16 protein-coding genes and 1 pseudogene are annotated in these 21,750 nt (G+C 35.6%); 8 read left to right on the top strand and 9 right to left on the bottom strand.

What is annotated here, in order from left to right; genetic code table 11:
• Positions 1-62 precede the first annotated feature (62 nt).
• The 6 genes from AC3IS6_RS03955 to AC3IS6_RS03930 form a co-directional block, all read right to left on the bottom strand.
• Positions 63-842: a tetratricopeptide repeat protein gene (locus tag AC3IS6_RS03955; protein ID WP_489163710.1), complete on the bottom strand. Its 780-nt coding sequence runs from the start codon at positions 840-842 to the stop codon at positions 63-65.
• Positions 843-963: 121 nt separating this feature from the next.
• Positions 964-1,998, bottom strand: a complete 1,035-nt coding sequence (locus AC3IS6_RS03950; protein WP_489163709.1) for a vWA domain-containing protein — start codon at positions 1,996-1,998, stop codon at positions 964-966.
• 80 nt (positions 1,999-2,078) lie between these two features.
• Complete coding sequence (locus tag AC3IS6_RS03945) at positions 2,079-3,080, bottom strand: vWA domain-containing protein (RefSeq protein ID WP_173965055.1); 1,002 nt, start codon at positions 3,078-3,080, stop codon at positions 2,079-2,081.
• Complete coding sequence (locus AC3IS6_RS03940) at positions 3,080-4,714, bottom strand: hypothetical protein (RefSeq protein WP_489163707.1); 1,635 nt, start codon at positions 4,712-4,714, stop codon at positions 3,080-3,082. The genes AC3IS6_RS03945 and AC3IS6_RS03940 overlap by 1 nt, the downstream gene beginning before the upstream one ends.
• A gap of 149 nt (positions 4,715-4,863) precedes the next feature.
• The gene (locus tag AC3IS6_RS03935) at positions 4,864-5,727 is read right to left on the bottom strand and encodes a DUF58 domain-containing protein (RefSeq protein WP_489163705.1); all 864 of its coding nucleotides are present in this window, start codon (positions 5,725-5,727) and stop codon (positions 4,864-4,866) included.
• A gap of 80 nt (positions 5,728-5,807) precedes the next feature.
• A complete protein-coding gene (locus AC3IS6_RS03930) occupies positions 5,808-6,812 on the bottom strand; it encodes an AAA family ATPase (protein ID WP_007807095.1) in 1,005 nt (334 codons plus the stop codon).
• A gap of 223 nt (positions 6,813-7,035) precedes the next feature.
• Between AC3IS6_RS03930 and AC3IS6_RS03925 the strand changes: the two genes are divergently transcribed.
• The 3 genes from AC3IS6_RS03925 to AC3IS6_RS03915 all read left to right on the top strand — a co-directional run bounded on the left by AC3IS6_RS03925 (position 7,036) and on the right by AC3IS6_RS03915 (position 10,215).
• Positions 7,036-7,908 (top strand): aldo/keto reductase, encoded by an 873-nt coding sequence (locus AC3IS6_RS03925; RefSeq protein WP_489163703.1) that lies wholly within the window; start codon positions 7,036-7,038, stop codon positions 7,906-7,908.
• Positions 7,909-8,086: 178 nt separating this feature from the next.
• The gene (locus tag AC3IS6_RS03920) at positions 8,087-8,842 is read left to right on the top strand and encodes an SDR family NAD(P)-dependent oxidoreductase (protein WP_489163701.1); all 756 of its coding nucleotides are present in this window, start codon (positions 8,087-8,089) and stop codon (positions 8,840-8,842) included.
• A gap of 221 nt (positions 8,843-9,063) precedes the next feature.
• Positions 9,064-10,215, top strand: coding sequence for an ATP-binding protein (locus AC3IS6_RS03915; protein ID WP_489163699.1), 1,152 nt, complete (start codon positions 9,064-9,066; stop codon positions 10,213-10,215).
• Positions 10,216-10,301: 86 nt separating this feature from the next.
• Here AC3IS6_RS03915 and AC3IS6_RS03910 read toward each other — a convergent pair whose 3' ends face one another.
• The gene (locus tag AC3IS6_RS03910; protein ID WP_489163697.1) at positions 10,302-11,045 is read right to left on the bottom strand and encodes a DUF3298 and DUF4163 domain-containing protein; all 744 of its coding nucleotides are present in this window, start codon (positions 11,043-11,045) and stop codon (positions 10,302-10,304) included.
• A 105-nt stretch (positions 11,046-11,150) separates the two neighbouring features.
• Here AC3IS6_RS03910 and AC3IS6_RS03905 point away from each other — a divergent pair, with 105 nt between their 5' ends.
• A complete protein-coding gene (locus AC3IS6_RS03905; protein WP_489163695.1) occupies positions 11,151-12,293 on the top strand; it encodes a cystathionine gamma-synthase in 1,143 nt (380 codons plus the stop codon).
• Between the two features lie 98 nt (positions 12,294-12,391).
• Here AC3IS6_RS03905 and AC3IS6_RS03900 read toward each other — a convergent pair.
• Positions 12,392-12,502: pseudogene (locus tag AC3IS6_RS03900) on the bottom strand (THC0290_0291 family protein); the annotation flags it as partial.
• A gap of 87 nt (positions 12,503-12,589) precedes the next feature.
• Positions 12,590-13,372, bottom strand: a complete 783-nt coding sequence (locus AC3IS6_RS03895; protein ID WP_489163693.1) for a THC0290_0291 family protein — start codon at positions 13,370-13,372, stop codon at positions 12,590-12,592.
• Between the two features lie 282 nt (positions 13,373-13,654).
• Between AC3IS6_RS03895 and gdhA the strand changes: the two genes are divergently transcribed.
• The 4 genes from gdhA to ileS all read left to right on the top strand — a co-directional run bounded on the left by gdhA (position 13,655) and on the right by ileS (position 21,745).
• Positions 13,655-14,998: an NADP-specific glutamate dehydrogenase gene (gdhA, locus tag AC3IS6_RS03890; RefSeq protein ID WP_291286117.1), complete on the top strand. Its 1,344-nt coding sequence runs from the start codon at positions 13,655-13,657 to the stop codon at positions 14,996-14,998.
• Positions 14,999-15,133: 135 nt separating this feature from the next.
• Positions 15,134-17,416: a type IX secretion system anionic LPS delivery protein PorZ gene (porZ, locus tag AC3IS6_RS03885; RefSeq protein WP_489163691.1), complete on the top strand. Its 2,283-nt coding sequence runs from the start codon at positions 15,134-15,136 to the stop codon at positions 17,414-17,416.
• Positions 17,417-17,499: 83 nt separating this feature from the next.
• On the top strand, positions 17,500-18,213 hold the full coding sequence (gene recO / locus AC3IS6_RS03880) for a DNA repair protein RecO (protein ID WP_489163689.1): 714 nt from the start codon (positions 17,500-17,502) through the stop codon (positions 18,211-18,213).
• Positions 18,214-18,343: 130 nt separating this feature from the next.
• A complete protein-coding gene (ileS, locus tag AC3IS6_RS03875; RefSeq protein ID WP_489163687.1) occupies positions 18,344-21,745 on the top strand; it encodes an isoleucine--tRNA ligase in 3,402 nt (1,133 codons plus the stop codon).
• The last annotated feature ends 5 nt before the right edge of the window (positions 21,746-21,750 follow it).

The following is a 21,750-nucleotide window of genomic DNA, read 5'->3' as shown; positions in this document are numbered from 1 at the left end:
TTTTTGGTTTATCGTTGGTTTAGCAATTATGAACAATAAACCAAAAACAACAAACAATCTTTCTACCAGTCTTTTTCTGTTTTTTTAGGGTTACCTTTTACCTTTTGGGCGTTAACTTTGTCCTGAATCTTCTTCTCTTCGTTGTTTACTGCATCCAGTAAATTCTGAACTCTTTCTTTGGATATCCCTCCCGGCATTGGTTTTGGCTCCCCTTTGTTGTCGGATTTGTCATCTTTCTTAGGGTCATTTTTGCCGTCTTTTTTATCCTTGTCTTTATCGCCTTTATCGTCTTTCTTCTGATCGTCTTTTCCGTCCTTTTTATCTTTATTGTCGCCGTCTTTTTTCTGATCGTCTTTTTTGTCGTTCTTTTTATCCTTGTCCTTATTCTTATCTTTGTTTTTGTCGTTTTTCGGAGGATTTTCTTTTAGTTTTTGTTTTGCCAAAGCATAATTGTAACGCGTTTCTTCATCAGTTGGATCGTTGCGCAAAGCTTCTTTGTAAGCTTCGACAGCCTGAGTGTAATTTTTCTCTTTCATTAAAACATTTCCTAAATTGTGAAATGCTTTATGTTTTTCAGGTCTTGTTTTGGAATTTTTTATGGCTTTCGCGTAAGCAAACTTAGCTTCAGAGGCCTGATTTTGTCTGTAAATAGTATTTCCCAGATTATAAGGAGCGGTAGCACGTTTTGGGAATTTTGACTCTGAAATTCTGTAGTTGGCTTCTGCATCAGTAAATTTATTCTGCTTATATTCCTCATTGGTGTCAGGCAATGTTTTGTCTTTCTCCTGAGCAGAAACTGCCAAAGAAAATGTTAGTAAAATATAAAGAAGTAAATTTTTCATTCTAATTTTTTATGTTTTTAGTTGGCCACAAATTGTACCAATTATCACTAATTTAATTGTTTTTTATTTTTGAATCTCACGAAGACATTTTTTGTTTCGTGTAATTAGTGGCTAACTTTAATTATTTCTTTTCGTTAAATAAATTCAACTCTTTAATCCAGTTTGTTTTTCTTTCTAAAAGGAAAATATCTAAAAATAACAACAGAAAAGCGAATCCGATGAACCACTGAAATTGGGATTGAAAATCGGCCATTTGAGTAGCTTCAAATTCTGTTTTTTGAATATTGTTCAGGGCGTTCTTGATGTATTCCAGCACTTCCTTTGTATTTCCGCCGTAAACATAACCACCTTTAGTCGCTTTTGCAATAGTTTTTAAACCTTCCTGATTTAATTTTGTAATAACAGTCTGTCCGTTTTGATCTTTTTGATAGCTTCTGACTACTCCGTTTTCTTTTAACGGAATGGTGCTTCCTTTTTCAGTTCCAACACCAACCGTAATGATTTTCATTCCCATTTTGTTGGCTTCTTCGGCAGCGGCTGAGGCACCTTCAGAGTGGTCTTCTCCGTCAGAAATTAAAATCAACAGTTTACTGGTTTTGCTTTTTTCGTCAAAATAAGTCGAAGACAATCGAATGGCTTCATCCAGCGAAGTTCCTTGTGAGGAAACCATATCAGGAGTCATGCTTTGCAGAAACATTTTGGCCACACTATAATCGGAGGTAATAGGTAAAACGGGGAAAGCACTTCCGGCATAGGCTACGATTCCAATCCTGTCACTTCCCAGATTGTTGATGATTTGGGAAACTAATTGTTTGCTTTTATCTAAACGGCTTGGTGCGACATCTTCGGCAAGCATACTTTTTGAAACGTCAACGGCAAAAACAATATCGATTCCTTCACGTTTTACGGTTTCCATTTTGGTTCCAATCTTCGGATTCACCAATCCAATAATCAAACAGGCAAGTGCCAAAAGAAATACCGATAATTTTAATACAGGTTTAAAAACAGAGCGTTCAGGGCTCAGTCTTTTTACCATTTCAAGATCACCAAATTCGCGTTGCTTTTTCTTCTTCCAATACATATTGAAAAGAAAAATGCACGCCACAATCGGGAGTAAGAATAAAAGGTATAAATATTTTTTTTCGTCTAATTCCATTTTTTAATTCTAGTTCTCAGTCGCAGTTTTTAGTCACAGTTTTCAGTTGTAAACTGAAAACTGTGACTGCGACTAAAATATTATATAAAGCTTCTGTAAACCGTATTTCGTAAACCTACTTCCAATAATAGTAAAAAGGCTGCTAATAAAACAAATGTTCTGTACTTTTCATCGTAATCGTAGAATTTTAATTCTTGTATTTCAGTGGTTTCTAACTTATTGATGGCACTGTATATTTCGGCTAATCGATCGTTGCTTGTGGCTCTAAAATAAGTTCCGTCTGTTTTACGGGCGATGCTTTTCATTAGTTGCTCGTCGATTTCTACTTTTTGCATTTTGAAAAGGAAACCTCCGTTTGGTGCGTATGCATATGGGGATGGAGCCATTCCGTTGGTTCCAATTCCAATCGTATATACTTTTATTCCGTATTGTTTTGCAATGTCAGAAGCCGTTTCGGGCTCGATAAAACCGGCGTTGTTTACTCCATCGGTCATTAGAATAATCACACGGCTTTTTGCTTTACTGTCTTTTAAGCGGTTTACGGCCGTTGCCAATCCCATTCCAATTCCTGTTCCGTCTTGCAGAACCGTATCGTATTTGATTCCTTTGATCGCTTCTAAGATTATGGCTTTATCACTTGTAACAGGGGTTTTGGTATATGCTTCTGAGGCATATAGAACCAATCCGATTCTGTCATTAGGTCTTTCTTCAACAAAATCTGCAGCGACTCTTTTTAAAGCCTCCATACGGTTTGGCTTTAAATCTTTGGCAAGCATACTACCCGAAACGTCAATCGCCATTACAATATCGATTCCTTTTGTAGTTTTGGTCTGATTGCTGATGTCAACCGTTCTTGGTCTTGCTAAAGCAATGATTAAAGAGCTTAAGGCAATAATCCTGAAAACATATAAACAAGGTTTTAATTTAGTCAGCAACGATTCGCTGTTTTTGAAACCCTGAGTTGAACTCATCTTTAAAGTCGCCGATTGTTGGTTTCGTTTCCAGAAGAACCAAGCGATCGCAATTGGAATTAACAGAAATAACCAAAAGAATTCCGGATTTAAAAAAGTTATCTTATTCATTAGTTACTCGCTTTTCTAAGTTCGACAGAATTTAATATTCTGGTTGTAATATCATTGGCATAAGTGTCTCCTTCTTCATGTAAAATCAAAATTTGTTGCAATCCCTGATCCTGTTTAAAGAGTAGAAGTTCATAATATGCTTTTGAACTTGTTTTGTCAACCGGATTTAGGACGGTCATGGTTCCGTATCCTTTTAGTCCCTGAACCCCTTCGCTGGTTTGAAAATCTTCTTGTTTTACAATGATATTTTGTCCACCCTGAGCTTCGATAACTTTTAAAGAACCTTCCAATGCTTTGGCCAGATCAAGTTCTACCGGATTTTTAAATTTGCTTGTTGAAACGGTTACATAGAAATTTCCAACCATGCTTCCATAAGCAAAAAGCTGCATTTCTTTGATCAGCGCCATGGTTTCTTTGGGAAGCACTTTCTGCGTATCCATACGTTTTAAAACCTTTGGCGTCTCGATTAAAATACCCGGATTTCCGTACTCACTTTTTACCCATTCTCCCTCTAATAATTCTTTTGACGGATGTCCGATTATATTATCTTTTACATAAGTGAAACCTTTGGTAGCGATAAAAAAGGCTGTGGTTGCAATTAATAAAAAGAAAACAGAGCCTACAGAAATGGCAATGCGTTTGTTGCGTTTCTTTAACAACTGAAGTTTAATCTGTTTTTGTTTTTGTGCTTCGTTCAACAATTGATCTTCTTCCTCTGCCGGAACTTCGGTTGGAATAGCATTATCAAGGGTTAAGATTACTTTTTGAATTTTATTTCGGTCTTCCGTAATTTCAAATTCTAAAGGTTTAGACTTCGCAAATTTTACCAAATCCGCCTGACGCAGCACGCGTTCTAAGTTTTCAACGGTTTCCGGTGTTAAAGTCATTTTCTTTTTTGTAGAAGCGGTTCTGATGGCCTGAATCAATTCAGAAGTGGTGCTTTCCATTGCAGGAATATGAATGGCTTCTTCGATATAGTTTCGGGCGATATCCGTTAGTTCGCTATAGTATTCTTTAATTTCGCCTTTCTGTACCAGTTCTTTTTGCTCTAGATTGTTCAACAAGCTAGTCGCTTTTTCGATAGGAGTTTTGTAAACTTCCTCTTCTATTTTTTTCTTTTGGTGTTTCTTAACGTACCAATATACAAATGCTCCAATGGCAAGGATTACAATCAGAATTAAAAGATAAAGCCACCAATTGCCCATGCCACTATCAGCGGGAGTGATGTCTTTGATATCGTACATTTTTTGTTGCAGAGTGTCTACTTTTACATTTGCCACTTCAACACGAATAGAATCTGTTAAGTAGGGTTTCTTGTCAATTAAAATCTTAATAGCCGGAATGGTATATTTTCCGGAATCAAATTGTGTTAAACCATATTTTTTGATCAGTTCATAAGTGTCATTCTTCTTTACGGTATCAATGGGATACGATTGAATAACCTCTAATGGTCCTATGTTTTTTAGTTTAGGAAAAACAACCTTAGACTTCGAACTTACAACCGTTTTGAGGGTTAGTTTAAATTCGGCGCCAATTTTATTTTTTGTAGTATCAATGCTTGTCTCTACTTGTTTTTGTTGCGCAAAAACAGCGGAAGAAAGTAAAAATAAAAATATGTAAAATTTTAATTTCATTTGATTTTTGATTTCAGATTTTAGTCTAAAACTAATGCTTAAAATGGCACACGGATGACACAGATTTAAGCGGATTTTATTTTTGGGATAATTATATTCTTTAAAATCTAATATTCTAACAATCTAAGAAGTCTAATAATCTAGAATTATCATCTTGATTTAAAATAGCCCAACAACTTCGTTACATAATTCTCGTCGACTCTTGTATTTACGACTCCTGCTCCGGATTTGCTGAAAATATCTTTGAAATAGTTTACTCTGTCCTGATAATGCTTTTCATAATTAAGTCGTACTGTTTTTGAACCGGTATTGACCAATTGAATTTTTCCCGTTTCAGCATCAAGCATACTCACCATTCCTAAATTTGGAATTTTTTCCTCACGGATATCGTATACACGAACGCCGGTTATGTCATGTTTTTTTGAAGCAATTTTTAAAGTCTGCTCGTAATTTTCAGACATAAAATCGGAAATCATAAAAACGATAGCTTTCTTTTTTTGCGTTCCGGATAGGAATTTTAAAGCTTGTGAAATATCGGTTTTATGACTCTTCGGTTCAAATTCAATTAACTCACGAATGATTCGCAGTACGTGAGAACGTCCTTTTTTTGGGGGAATATACAACTCTACATTGTCAGAGAATAATATTAAACCAATTTTATCATTATTTTGTGTAGCCGAAAAAGCCATCGTTGCCGCAATTTCGTTGCCGATGTCTTTCTTAAACTGACTTTTTGAACCAAAACTTTCAGATCCCGAAATATCCACCATTAAAACCATGGTTAGTTCGCGCTCTTCTTCAAAAACTTTTACGTGGGCTTCATTGTAGCGTGCCGTTACATTCCAATCGATGTTACGAATGTCATCGCCATATTGGTATTGACGTACTTCACTAAAAGTCATCCCTCGTCCTTTAAAGGAAGAGTGGTATTCTCCCGAAAAGATATGATTGCTCAGTCTTTTGGTTTTGATTTCTATTTTCCGTACTTTTTTTAAAAGCTCTTTTGTATCCATTTTATTTGTTTAAAGTTTAAAAGTTTCATGTTTCAAGATAGTTTTGCTACAACTTGAAACATGAAACATTAAACAAATTTTTAAGGTACTTCAATCTCGTTTACGATTTTGTTGATAATGTCTACAGAAGTAATATTTTCGGCTTCAGCTTCATACGTTATTCCAACTCTGTGACGTAGAACATCATGTACAACTGCACGAACATCTTCTGGAATTACATATCCACGACGTTTGATGAAAGCGTAACATTTTGCTGCATTAGCTAAATTGATACTTCCACGAGGTGATGCTCCAAAACTAATAAGAGGTTTTAAGTCGGCAAGTTTGTACTTCTCCGGATAACGGGTAGCAAAGATGATATCTAAGATATATTTTTCGATTTTTTCGTCCATGTAAACTTCACGTACAGCTTCCTGCGCACGCAGGATTTGCTCTACAGAAACTACAGGGTTTACTTTTTCGTAAGATCCTTTTAAGTTTTGACGAATTACAAAACGTTCTTCGTCGATTTTTGGATAGTCAATTACAGTTTTAAGCATAAAACGATCGACTTGGGCTTCCGGAAGTTGGTAAGTTCCTTCCTGCTCCACCGGATTTTGCGTTGCAAGAACTAAAAACGGACGGTCTAGTTTAAAAGTGGTATCGCCAATTGTAACTTGTTTTTCCTGCATCGCCTCCAAAAGTGCTGACTGTACTTTTGCCGGAGCACGGTTAATCTCATCGGCAAGGACGAAATTAGCGAAGATTGGTCCTTTTTTAATTGAAAATTCGTTGGCTTTGATATTGTAGATCATCGTTCCAACAACATCGGCAGGCAATAAATCCGGAGTAAACTGAATACGGCTAAACGAACCCTGAACCGCTTGCGACAAAGTATTTATCGCTAAAGTTTTGGCCAATCCCGGAACACCTTCAAGCAAAATGTGCCCTTGTCCTAAAAGTCCGATTAGTAAACGCTCGACCATATGTTTCTGGCCCACAATAACTTTGTTCATTTCCATTGTAAGAAGGTCTATAAAAGCACTTTCTCTTTCAATTTTCTCATTTATCGCTCTAATGTCTAAAGTCGTTGTATTTTCTTCCATATAAATATTTTTAAAACCTTTTTAAAACGTTGATTTTTATGCCTAACTTTTGAGAGTGCAAATTGAATATTTTTTGAGAAGTAAGATGTTAAAAAATGGTTAAAACTTCGACCAAAGACCTAATTTTAAGGACGAATTGGGAATCTATTTTTATATTTTTAAGAACTTTGGTGATTATGCTTCAGAAAAGCATATTTATTACCAAAAATAACGCAATAAAACCATGAGTAAAACAGTATTATCGCCTATTATTTCGGGCACTATGAATTGGGGTGTATGGGATAAAAACCTAACGCTTAAAGAAATGGAAAACATGATACAGATTTGTATCGAAAACAAAATTACTACTTTTGATCACGCAGATATTTACGGCGCTTATACTACTGAAGCCGATTTTGGAAAAGCATTTCAAACCAGCAAAATTTCGCGTGAAAAATTACAATTAATCACCAAATGCGGTATTCAGATGATTGCTGAAAGTCGTAAAAATACAATCAAACATTACGATTACTCTAAAGAATATATAGTGTGGTCTGTTGAAGAATCATTGAAGAAACTGAAGACAGATTATGTAGACGTTTTTTTGCTGCACAGACCGAGCCCGCTTATGCAGGTCGAAGAAATAGCAGAAGCTGTTGAAAAGTTAAAATCGGAAGGTAAAATTATTGATTTCGGACTTTCGAATTTTACAAGTTCACAAACTGAATTGATTCGTCAGAAAACAGAAGTTAGTTACAATCAGGTGCAGTTTTCAGCGACGAATTTTGAGCCTATGGTTGACGGAAGTTTTGATTATATGCAAACACACGGAATCCGTCCGTTGTCTTGGAATCCTCTTGGAACAGTTTTTAGAGAAGACACTAAAAAAACACGTCGTTTGAAAAAGCTGCTGTCAGATTTAGTTAAAAAATATGGTTTTGGTTCTGATACCCTTTTATTGGCGTGGATTTTAAAACATCCTGCAAAGGTAATTCCAATTGCCGGAACCGTAAATATTGCCAGAATTCAATCGCTGATGAAAGCAGTAGAGTTAGAAATGGACAAAGAAGACTGGTTTGCGATCTGGACGGAAAGTATGGGTGACGATGTTGCTTAATTTTTAGTGTTTAGTCAGGATGCAAAAAAAATAAACACATAGAAACATAGATGCTCTGCTTACTTAGAAGTAGTATTTTTAAGCATGTCATTTGCACATAGTTTTGTGAACTAATGCAAATGAAATGCCTTAAAGCAAAGCAGAACTATGTTTCTATGTGTTAAATAAAATATTTAAAATGAAAAAAACAGTTTTAATTACTGGTGCCACAAGCGGAATTGGAAAAGCAACCTCGCAAATACTGGCTAAAAACAACTTTAAAGTGGTGCTTTGCGGAAGACGTACTGACCGTTTAAGCGAACTTGAAAAAGAACTTTCGGCATTTACAGAAGTACATTCCCTGTCATTTGATGTTCGTGATAAAAAGGATGTTCTTGAAAAAATAGCTGGACTTCCTGCGTCATTTTCGGATATTGATGTTTTGATAAACAATGCCGGGAATGCACATGGTTTAGATCCTATTCAAACTGGAGATTTGGACGATTGGGATGCTATGATTGATATAAATGTAAAAGGACTTTTGTATGTTTCGAAAGCAGTAATTCCAAAAATGACAGCCAAAAAATCCGGACACATTATAAACATTGGTTCAACAGCTGCAAAAGAAGTTTATCCTAACGGAAATGTGTACTGTGGAAGTAAACATGCCGTTGATGCGATTACTGCTGGAATGCGGATTGACTTAAATCCTTTTGGAATCAGAGTTGGAGGGATTCATCCCGGAATGGTGGCAACCGAATTTAGTGAAGTGCGTTTTAAAGGCGATGTAGAAAGAGCATCAAATGTGTACAAAGGTTTTGATCCGCTTCAGGCAGAAGATATCGCCGATATTATTCACTTTGTGATTTCAAGACCTTACCACGTCAATATTGCCGATTTAGTTGTCATGAGTACGGCACAAGCCTCGTCGACAATTGTTAAAAAAGATTTATAGACTTTTCTTAGACTGGCTTAGATCTTTAGACTAGCTTAAACTTCCTAGATTTTTTTACTCTAAGTTGGTAATCTTAAAATTGGGTTGACGGACTTCTTGAATTTTTAGATTAATTTAGGTGCCTGAGAAGTTTGGCAATTTGTTTCCCAACTCAATAATCTAACATTCTAAGAATGTCTAAAGATCTAAGCCAGTCTAAGTCAGTCTAACAATCTAAAAAAATGATCAATAAACGTCTTTTAATAAAAAACCTGCTCGCTCATAACGACGAGAGCAGTTTTTATGATAAAAAAAGGCAATTGAACCTGCATTCACGTGAAGGAAAAGGGAAATTCCTGAAGCATATTTGTGCCTTATCGAATTCAAATCCTACGAATAATTCTTATATCGTGGTGGGAGTAGAGGATCACGATAACGAAATTGTAGGGGATGATTTTTTTGATGATAGCCGCATCCAGAATCTTGTTAATGCTTTTTTAGAAAATCCGCCTAAAATTCAATACGAAAATGTGCCTTTTCCGAATCTTCCGAAAGATAAAGTAATCGGATTGGTGACTATTAAGCCCAAAAGTAAAATCTCCTATTTCAAAAAAGGAATTCATACGATCGTTGCTAATAGTGTTTTTGTGCGTCGGGGGAGTAATTCGGTTCCTGTTGAAGGCGAAGTCGAAAAGAATTACCAAAATACAGAAACAGTTATCGGGATCGAAAACAATTCGAGAAACAGTATTCAGTACACGCTTGACGGTGTAATTGATTTTATGAATTTCAGGCACAAAGACATGTCGCCTAAATATCATGTTTTTAAAGAGTTGTTTGTAATCTGCTGGGCAGGAGTACCAAAAAAATCCAGAGATAAAACCTTCTTATCCCGTGTTGATATTGAGCTAATCAATGAACAGATTAAACTTTTTTATTCTGCTCAGGATGTGGTTACAATTGTTTATGATGAAAATAGTTTTACCATAACGGAGTATGTTCCTTTAGGTTTAAACGACAAGACCAGCTACTATCCGTTAGAAAAGCAAACCATTCATTTTTTTGACAACGGCTATTATAAAATTGATAGCGAAATGCTTTTCCAGCCTCCTGAGTTCAACCGTAAAATGCTGTATCATATTTACAATGCAAATATGGCTTTACTTCAAAAACTTCAACGCGGTATAGCTTTATCAGAGCGAGAATTAAAAGATTTGGAGAATCTGCCTTCTACTTTTATGATTTGTTATCTAAATGGTTTTGACGATGCCAAACAAAAACTAATCGACGCCAAACTACTTTTAAAGCCTTTTGGCAATATTTATTTGTCGTTTAAAGAAGCTCTGCGAATTTTACGTAAGATGAAATACGATTTTCAGGAAGGAGCTAAATAGAGTGGCTAAGGTACTGAGGTTCTAGGTAAAAGTGCAAAGGTTCAAAGCGATAAAGTTTTTTTGGCACGTGCAGCTTTGGTTTAAAGCTATTGGTATTTTAAATATTTACTGATTTCATCATAAGGGAACAACAGTTCTTTTGGGCCATCAGCATAAGAAGCGGCTTCATAGGAGTTGTAGTATAAAAGCAATCCTTCTTTGGTGTAGAAAATGTTTTGTGGCAGTTGGAATTTATCATTTTCAAACATTAAACCTGTTGCGTTAATATTTGATTTTTCCGGGATTTTATATTTTTTTCGAAATTCTTTTTCGGCGTAAGCCAGAAATTCTTTTTCATTTTTAAAGACCTGATCGGTAAAAATCGTTTTTCCGGTTTTAGAATGAAATAGTAAGGAACGATACCCTTGATAACCGTGTGCTCCTCCGGTAAAAGTATAGTGGTCAATTTTGATGTTGATAATCTGATCGGATTCAAATTCAATATTTCCTTTTATTTTTGCCTCCCATCCAAAAGTTTCGCCCGGGAATTTTTTATGCATTTCTTCATAAGAGCCGATAAAAGATGCTGTAAGGGCTTTGTAGTCATTGGCTTTTTTCGGGTCTTCTTCAAAATAGACGATTTCTTTAATGACCGAAAAAACTTTTTTATTGATACTGTCAGCTACAATAGGGATATTTTTTGCAATAGGAATATCAATGGTTATTTTTGGGCAGTCCTTTTCGCAAGGCAATGTAGATTCTTTTTCAAATGTCTCATTTTCAAACGAAAGTTCTTTGCTGCAGCTTACAAGCGTCAAAAGTAAAAAGATTAAAAAAGGATATTGTTTCATGTCAAAAAATGTTAATTATATACAAAGGTAAGAAGTTGTGTCAGGATTAAAATAAATTAAACGGTAAATTTGTAGCACAATTATGCATTTTAAATATATAACTATATGAAATTCAATACTAAAGTAATACATGGTGGTCAGCATCATGATCCAGCTACAGGAGCTGTTATGCCTCCCGTGTATCAAACTTCAACTTTTATACAAACCAGTCCGGGAAAACCTTTGGCGGATTATGAGTATAGCAGAGCATCAAATCCAACACGTTCGGCTTTAGAAAATGCTTTGGCAAGTATTGAAAACGGTACCCGTGGATTGGCTTTTTCATCAGGTTTGGCGGCTACGGATTGTGTTTTGAGATCTTTTAAAGCTGGCGATGAGATTATCGCAATGGATGATTTGTACGGAGGAACCTACAGAATGTTCTCTAGAATCTATAAAGATTCAGGGATTAAGTTTCATTTTGTAGATATGACAGATCTCGAAAAACTGAAATCGTTAATCAATGAAAATACGAAACTGATCTGGGTTGAAACACCAACTAACCCGTTGATGAAATTAGCAGATATCGAAGAAGTAGCAAAAATCACCAAAGCAAATAATATTCTATTTGCTGTCGATAATACTTTTGCAACACCTTATTTGCAAAAACCACTTGATTTGGGAGCTGATATTGTAATGCACTCTGCAACAAAATACCTGGGTGGACATTCAGATGTCATTGCCGGAGCTTTAATTGTGAAAGATGAGGTTTTAGGTGATCAGTTGCATTTTCAGCAATTTGCTACCGGAGCAACATTAGGACCAATGGATAGTTTCCTGGTTTTAAGAGGAATCAAAACACTTTCGTTGAGAGTACAGAGACATTGTGAAAATGGAGAAAAAGTAGTAGAGTATTTGAGTAATCATCCTAAGATTGATACCGTTTATTATCCGGGTTTAAAAAGTCATCCATTTCATGAGATTGCTAAAAAACAAATGAAAGCTTTTGGCGGGATGGTGTCTTTTACGTTCAAATCAGGAAAAAAAGAAGATTCGATTGCTTTTTTAGAAAAGCTGAAAGTTTTTACTTTGGCTGAGTCTTTAGGTGGAGTGGAATCTTTGGCCAATCATCCGGCTTTGATGACACATGCTTCAATTCCGGCAGACAAAAGAGCAGAAGTTGGTATTACTGACGATTTAGTTCGATTAAGTGTTGGTATTGAAGATGCCGAAGATTTAATTGCTGATCTGGAACAAGCCTTAGCATAAAAAAAGTAAATTCCAAAAAATAAATCCCAAACTCCAATTTTAATTACTTTGGAATTTGGGATTTTTTATTCGGAACTTGGGACTTGGAATTTTTTAAATTATAAGTACTGAATGTACCATACATTAAACCAAACTTGCCAGTCATTTGATTTGTTTTCTTTTTAAATTTTCTTGTTTGGATTTAGTCCGTCAACCCAGTCGAAGTTGAAAAAAAACATATGTTTCAAATAATAAATCCCAAATTCCAATTTTAATATTTTGGAATTTGGGATTTGTTTTATTTGGAATTTTAAAGATTATAAGTACTGAATATATCCTACGTTAAACCAAATCTGTGAGTCATTTGATTTGTTTTCTTTGTAAATCTTCTTGTTTGGATTTAAACCGTCAACCCAGTCGGAGTTGAAAACCTGAAAACGAGTTTCAAACATTAAATCATTCATGCGTCCTAATTTGTAATGAATACCTAAACCGGCTGTACCTGATAAAACCAAACCATTCTCACTGGAATAGCCAAATTGACGTCCGTCTGAAGGGGTTAGGTATTTTGGAAATGTAGTTTCGGGAGTTCCCAGTTGGCCAAGTTCAGAGCTTACTTCTGTCGTATAGTAGCTCACTAAAAAGCCTAAGCTTACATAAGGACTGAAAGTCCCTATAGAAGTTTCGTAGTAATGTATTTTTACAGGAGAAAATTCGAGTTGTGATCCAAAACAAATTACAGTTGATTTCCCGTGCATGGCTTTAAGCTGCTTAACCCCTAATGTTTGAGGTTTTTTCTCAGTCCATTCTCCAAAATGATTCAGTTTTGTGTTATTAAAAGAAAGTTCTGATCTGACTTTGAAATGCTCAGTAAAGAAGCTTTCTCCGTTGCTATTGGAAGAGAAATTTATAAAGTGAACCAATCCGACACCAAATCCCGTGTTTCCAAGATTGGTATCCAGGTTATTTCTTTCACCAAAATCAGATTGGAAAGTAACGGGGCCGAATATTATTCCAACTTCGTGTGCCAGTGATTGTGCAGTCGATAATGTTGAGATGCCCAGAAAGGCAAATAACGTGAGTACTATAGGTTTAAGCATGGGGTTTGGGCTTTCAAATCCCGGCAAATATATAAAAACACGAGGAACTAAAAAGTATAAACAGGTGTATTGATGAATATTTATTAAAAATATTAAATTATTAAATATTTCGGTAGTAATTTACTGTAAAACGCAAAACCTAAAATATCTTTTTTCTTTATTAGCTGTATTATAAATAAAAGTTTAAGAGATTCTTAAAAAAATATTCAATAAATACCATTTTCGATTACCTTTGTCTTAAATAACGAAAACGTTTTCTTAAATGTTAATAATCTAATAATCATGTCACAAAGTATTACCGCTTTTATGGATTCGGTTAGTGCAAAAAACCCGAACGAATCAGAGTTTTTACAAGCAGTTTTAGAAGTTGCCGAAACGGTAATTCCTTTTATTGAAGAAAATAAAAAATACCAGAACAAAATGCTTTTGGAGCGTATGGTAGAACCTGAGCGTGTTATCCTGTTCAGAGTAAACTGGTTGAACGACAAAGGTGAAATCCAGGTTAATAAAGGATATCGTATCCAGATGAACTCAGCAATCGGACCTTACAAAGGAGGTTTGCGTTTTCATCCTTCTGTTAACTTAAGTATTTTGAAGTTTTTGGCTTTTGAGCAAACTTTCAAAAATAGCTTAACAACATTGCCTATGGGTGGTGGTAAAGGAGGTTCTGATTTTGATCCAAAAGGAAAATCAGATAACGAAATTATGAAATTCTGTCAAAGTTTTATGACGGAACTTTCAAAACATATTGGAGCTGATACTGATGTTCCTGCCGGAGATATCGGAGTAGGTGGTAGAGAAGTAGGATATATGTTTGGTCAGTACAAAAGATTAAGAAATGAGTTTACCGGAGTTTTAACCGGAAAAGGAATTTCTTTCGGAGGATCATTAATTCGTCCTGAAGCTACAGGTTACGGAGCAGTTTATTTTGCTCAAAGTATGTTAGCAACTAAAGGAGATAGCTTTAAAGGAAAAATTGTTGCAGTTTCTGGTTCTGGAAACGTAGCACAATATGCAACTGAAAAAGCAACTCAGTTAGGAGCAAAAGTTGTTACATTGTCAGATTCTGCCGGATACATTTATGATGCAGATGGAATCGATGCTGAAAAATTAGCTTTTGTAATGGAGTTGAAAAATGAGCTTAGAGGAAGGATCAGCGAGTACGTGGCAAAATATCCAAATGCGAAATACGTAGAAGGAAAACGTCCATGGGAAGTTAAATGTGATGTAGCATTACCATGTGCAACTCAAAACGAATTAAATGGTGATGAAGCTAAGGTATTAGTTGCTAACGGATGTATTGCCGTTGCAGAAGGTGCAAATATGCCGTCTACACCAGAAGCTGTTACTGTTTTTCTTGATGCGAAAATTTTATTCGCTCCTGGAAAAGCTTCTAATGCTGGTGGTGTTGCAACTTCAGGTCTTGAAATGTCGCAAAACTCATTACGTTTAAGCTGGTCTTCTGAAGAAGTTGACGAAAGATTAAAAGGAATCATGTTAGCAATTCATGCTTCATGTGTAAAATACGGTTCGGATAAATCAGGTTATGTTGACTACGTTAAAGGAGCTAACATTGCAGGATTTGTTAAAGTTGCCGATGCTATGCTTGCACAAGGTGTAGTATAATTTTTTAGTTATAGTTTTTTAGTGCCTCCATTTGTCTTTTATAAAGATAAATCGGAGGCATTTTTTTATTTCTAGGAGAACAAAAATCAAATACTTTCGTTTGTAGTATATTTGTCTATCTGAATTTATTAAATAATGAAAAGAAGGTTTTTCTACGTTTTGTTTTTGTTGGTAGTGCAATTTTGTCTCTCTCAGAATAAATTGTCCTGGCAGGGTTATTTTTCATTCAATGAAGTAAAAGATATCTCACAATCCTCAACTACCATTTTTACTGCTTCAGAGAATGCCCTTTTTTCTAAAAACACGGCGTTAAACACAATAAAAACTACCACAACTGTCGATGGCCTGTCAGGGCAGACGATATCTTCTTTGTATCACAGCGAAGGATTTAAGAAAACAGTAATCGGATACGAAAACGGATTAATGATCGTGGTAAATGATACCGATGGCAGTATATTAAAGGTGATCGATATCATTAATAAACAATTGCCGGCCAATTTAAAGAGAATTAACCATTTTATGGAGCATAACGGAATGGTTTATGTTTCCTGCGATTTTGGAATTGTGCAGTTTAATTTAACCACTCTGCAATTTGGAGACACTTATTTTATTGGAGATAATGGTGCGGAAGTAAAAGTAAGGCAAACGGCTTATTTTAACGGATTTTTCTATGCTGCGACTTCAAACGGAATTAAAAAAGCCAGTAGTTCTAATGGTAATCTTATCGATTTTAACCAGTGGAGTTTGGTAACTGCGGGTGATTGGACCAGTGTAGAACCATTAGATAGTGAGCTTATTGCTATAAATTCAGGAGGATACATTCATCGGTACAATTCAAATGCATTTGTTAGCTTTTTTCAGCTTCCGCGACCTTCAACAGACATGCGTGCTGTAAATCATAATTTAGTAGTTACAACACCTAATACGGTTTATGTTTATACCAATCAAATGGTATTGATGCGCCAAATAGCAAATACGCAGGTTTTAGATAATACCCTGAATTTTACCTGCTCAACCCTTATTGGAGACCAGATTTATATTGGAACAAAAGAAAAAGGCCTATTTTCGTCTACACTTTCAGGAAATTCTGCTTTTCAGGAGAATACACCTTCGGGACCAGTACGAAATAATATTTTTTCTCTGGATGTAAGTCCTAATGTACTTTGGGCTGTGTATGGTGATTATGATATTTATTATAATCCCTATAACTTAGATAGTTACGGTGTTAGTAAATACAATACTTCGAGTTGGCTGAATATTCCTTATTCACAGGTTTTAGATGCGAAATCATTGACCCGGGTTATTATAAATCCGACGAATGAAAAACAGGTCTTTGTAAGTTCTTTCTTTTCCGGACTATTGAAAATTGAAAATGATATTCCGGTCTTTTTATATAATGAAAAAAATAGTGGATTAGAGACGATAACCTACGAAGGTCCAAATTATATTGATGTTCGTGTTAACGGAACCGCTTTTGATAAAACGGGTAATTTGTGGGTGACCAACAGCAGAATTAAGAACGGTTTAAAAGTGCTGAAAACTGATGGGAAGTGGCAGAGTTATGCTACGACCTCAATTCTTAAAAATGCAGAAGCAACCAGCTATGCCGGTATTGTAATCGATAAAAATAATACAAAGTGGATTGCAACGAATAATGACGGGTTAATTGCTTTTAACGAAAGTAATAATACATTTAAAAAGATGACTTTTGGAGCTGATTTGGGGAATCTTCCAATTGCTGATGTCAGAGCGGTGGCACTTGATACAAAGAATCAGCTTTGGATTGGTACCACTAAAGGATTAAGAGTTTTATCTAATGTGGGAGGTTTTCAAACAGAAAGTCAGCTAAAGGCAAACCCGATCATAATTATGGAGGATAATTTGGCTCAGGAATTGCTTTATGAGCAGTTTATCACTTCGATCGCGGTTGACGGTGCTAATAATAAATGGATTGGTACAATAGATTCCGGGATCTTTATGGTGTCGCCAAACGGTCAGGAAACGAAGTATCACTTTACAATAAATAATTCGCCTTTACCCAGTAATGTGGTAAACGATGTTAAAATCAACAGTGTAACCGGGGAAGTTTTTATTGCGACCAACAAAGGAATGATATCTTTTAAAGGAATAGCGACGGGAGCAAATGAGGATTTGAGCAATGTATATGTTTATCCAAATCCAGTGCGTCCAACATATGCCGGAACTGTAAAAGTTGCCGGACTTATTGATAAAGCTAATATTAAAATTACAGACATTGAAGGTAATCTGGTTTATGAAGCCACTTCATCAGGCGGAACAATTGAATGGGATACAACCGCTTTTGGAAAATATAAAGTAGCTTCGGGAGTATATATGGTTTTTATTTCGGCTGAGGATGGTAGTGAGACCAAAGTGAAAAAAGTAATGATAATTAGATAATTGTTAAAATCTAATTATCGAATAATCGAACAATCCAGTATCTAAGAAGTCTAAGAAAGTCTAATGTCTAAGAAGGTCTAATTTTGTTAATTAAAACTAAAGCAATAGTAATTTCATCGTTAAAATTTCAGGAGAAAAGTTTGATTGTAAAGTGTTTTACTCTTTCAAACGGCCTGAAATCTTATTTTGTGCGTGATGCTTTTTCAAGTCGGAAAGCAAGCCAGAAAATTGCTTATTTTCAGCCTTTGTCTATTCTTGAAATCGAGGCGATGCATAAGAATAAAGGAACTTTGGAGACTTTTAAAGAAATAAAAACAGCAGTGCCTTTTCAAAGTATTCATACCGATCTTGTGAAAAGTACTATGGTTATGTTTTTGTCTGAGATGCTCCATTATTCTATTCAGGAAGAAGAGAAAAACGAATCGTTTTTTGTGTTCTTAGAGACAGCACTGACCTGGTTGGATCATCATGATGAAATTTCGAATTTTCATTTGATTCTGCTTTTGGAAGCTACAAAATACCTGGGTTTTTATCCTGATGTTTCAGAAGTCGAATTTTCTTATTTTGAAATGATTGACGGCGTTTTTACTTTGTTTCATGGGGCGAATACTTTGACAGAACATGAAACAAATCTTTTTAAGAAATTAATTGATCTTAAATTCGAAAACGATCAGAAGGTTTTTCATGTAGTTGAAAGGCAAATTTTACTAAAAATCCTTATTGATTACTACAGTTTTCATTTGGAAGGATTCAAAAAACCAAAATCTTTAGAGGTTTTAAAGGAGATTTTTTCTTAATTTTTTAAAATCGGGAATCTTTTTTACGAGATCTATTAGAAATTTTCTATCCGGGCGCTTTTTTTAAACATCTTTTATCTATATTCCTCAAAATTCCTTACTTTCGCACCTCGTTTAAGAAAAGGATAAAATGAGCACAAAATTTACTGAATACAAAGGACTTGACTTGCCAACAGTAGCATCAGAAGTACTTGATTTTTGGAAGAAAGAAAATATATTTGAAAAGAGTGTAAGTACCCGTGAAGGTGCTGAGCCTTATGTGTTTTTTGAAGGTCCGCCTTCAGCTAACGGATTGCCGGGTATTCACCACGTGATGGCGCGTGCGATTAAAGATATTTTTTGTCGTTATAAAACTCAAAAAGGTTTTCAGGTAAAAAGAAAAGCGGGTTGGGATACTCACGGATTGCCTGTAGAATTAGGGACCGAAAAAGAACTTGGAATTACAAAAGAAGATATTGGTAAAACAATTTCTATCGAAGAATATAACGAAGCGTGTAAAAAAACCGTAATGCGTTATACCGATGTATGGAATGATTTGACCGAAAAAATGGGGTATTGGGTAGATATGGAAGATCCGTATGTAACTTACAAGCCTAAATATATGGAATCTGTATGGTGGCTTTTGAAACAAATCTATGATAAAGGTTTGTTATACAAAGGATACACGATTCAGCCTTATTCGCCTAAAGCCGGAACAGGATTGTCTTCTCACGAAGTAAATCAGCCCGGAGCGTATCGTGATGTTACTGATACTACGATCGTAGCACAATTTAAAACTTTGCCGGAAACTTTGCCAGCCTTTTTACAAGGTTTTGGAGATATTCATATTTTGGCCTGGACGACAACTCCATGGACATTGCCATCAAATACAGCTTTGACAGTTGGGCCAAAGATTGATTACGTTTTAGTGAAAACCTTCAATCAGTATACTTTTGAATCGATTAATGTAATTCTGGCTAAAAATTTGGTCGGAAAACAGTTTGGAAAAGGGTTTTTTGTGAGCGAAGACGATGCTGATTTTGATAAAGTGAAAAATGGCGACAAACAGCTTCCATATAAAATTTTAGCAGAGGGAAAAGGTGTCGATTTGGCTGAAATCCGTTACGAGCAATTATTGCCATATGTATTGCCTTATCAAAATCCAGAGAATGCGTTCAGAGTAATCACAGGAGATTTTGTTACCACAGAAGATGGAACTGGAGTTGTGCATACTGCTCCGACTTTTGGTGCTGATGATGCTAAAGTTGCAAAAGAAGCAAAACCGGAAGTGCCACCAATGTTAGTTTTAGACGAAAATGGAACAGCAGTTCCTTTGGTTGATTTACAGGGAAGATTTACTTCACATGTAGGTGATTTGGCCGGTAAGTATGTAAAGAATGAGTATTATGATGCGGGTCAGGCGCCAGAGCGTTCTGTAGATGTTGAGATTGCTATTCGATTAAAAGAAGAAAATAAAGCCTTTAAAGTTGAAAAATACGTACATAGTTATCCACACAGTTGGAGAACCGATGAGCCGTTATTATATTATCCACTAGATTCATGGTTCATTAAAGTAACCGATGTTAAAGATAGAATGTTCGACCTGAACGAAACTATCAATTGGAAGCCTAAGTCTACTGGTGAAGGACGTTTTGGAAACTGGCTAAAAAATGCTAACGACTGGAACTTATCTCGTTCTAGATATTGGGGGATTCCGTTGCCAATTTGGAGAACTGAAGACAAAAAAGAAGAAGTTCTTATTGGTTCTGTTGAAGAATTGTACAATGCGATCGAAAAATCTATCGAAGCAGGTTTTCAAAAAGAAAATCCATTCAAAGGTTTTGAAATCGGAAATATGTCTGAATCAAACTATGATTTAGTCGACTTACATAAAAATGTAGTGGACGGGATCACTTTGGTTTCAGCTTCAGGCCAGCCAATGAAACGCGAAAGTGATTTAATTGATGTTTGGTTTGATTCAGGAGCAATGCCTTATGCACAATGGCATTATCCTTTTGAAAATAAAGATAAAATTGACGAGAATAAAGATTTCCCTGCAAATTTCATTGCAGAAGGTGTCGATCAGACTCGTGGATGGTTTTATACGTTACACGCAATCGGAACTTTGGTTTTTGATAAAATTGCGTATAAGAATGTAGTTTCAAATGGTTTGGTTCTGGATAAAAACGGACAAAAGATGTCGAAGCGTTTAGGAAATGCGACAGATCCTTTTGAAACAATTAAGGAATACGGTCCTGATGCCACACGTTGGTATATGATCTCTAACGCAAATCCTTGGGATAACTTAAAGTTTGATATTGAAGGGATTGCTGAGGTTCGTCGTAAATTCTTCGGAACCCTTTATAATACCTATTCCTTCTTTTCGTTATATGCCAATATCGATGGATTTAAATATGCTGAGGCAGAAATTCCATTAAGCGAAAGGCCGGAAATTGACCAATGGATCATGTCCGAATTGCATACATTAATAAAATTTGTTGATGAGTGTTATGAAGACTATGAGCCTACAAAAGCAGCAAGAGCTATTTCTGACTTCGTTCAGGAGAATCTGAGTAACTGGTATGTTCGTCTGTGTCGTCGTCGTTTCTGGAAAGGGGAGTACGCTCATGATAAAATAGCAGCGTATCAAACGCTTTATACTTGTTTATTGACGATAAGTAAATTAAGCGCACCGATAGCTCCTTTTTTCATGGATAAATTATACCGCGACTTAACAGGTTCTACGCAAACCGAGCAATATAGCAGTGTTCACTTGGCAGAGTTTCCAAAATTTGTCGAAAACTTTGTTAATAAAACGTTAGAAAGCAAAATGCAGAAGGCGCAAACCATCTCGTCTTTGGTTTTATCACTTCGTAAGAAGGAAATGATTAAAGTGCGTCAACCTTTGCAAAAGGTAATGATTCCGGTACTTGACGAGAATCAGAGAGCTGAAATTGAAGCTATTTCTGAACTTGTAAAAGCGGAAGTTAACGTGAAAGAAATTGTGCTTTTGGACGATGATTCGGGTATTTTGGTGAAGCAGATTAAACCTAATTTTAAAGCCTTAGGGCCGCGCTTCGGTAAAGACATGGGTCTGATTTCCAAAGAGATACAGTCTTTTTCGGCAGATCAGATCAATCAATTAGACAAGCAGGGTGCATTGGATATTGTTATTGCAGGAAATACTGTAACTTTATCATTAGAAGATGTAGAAATAACCTCTCAGGATATTGAAGGTTGGTTGGTTGCAAATTCAAACGGAATTACGGTTGCGCTTGATATTACAATCTCTGACGAATTGAAAAACGAGGGAATCGCAAGAGAATTGGTAAACAGAATTCAAAACATCCGTAAGGATTCAGGATTTGAAGTTACCGATAAGATTAAAGTTCAAATAAAAAGAAGCGGCCTTTTAGAAGAGGCAATTCAAAAAAATGAAGACTATATTAAGTCTGAGACATTAACTGATGATTTGGTTTTTGTAGACGCTTTGGAAAACGGCACAGAAATTGAATTTGATGATATTAAAACAGTGATATTAATTTCAAAATAAGTATA

The sequence above is a fragment of the Flavobacterium sp. KH_035 genome (assembly GCF_057839565.1).
The sequence above is the reverse complement of the archived record's forward strand: the minus strand, read 5'-3'. Positions and strand labels throughout refer to the sequence as shown.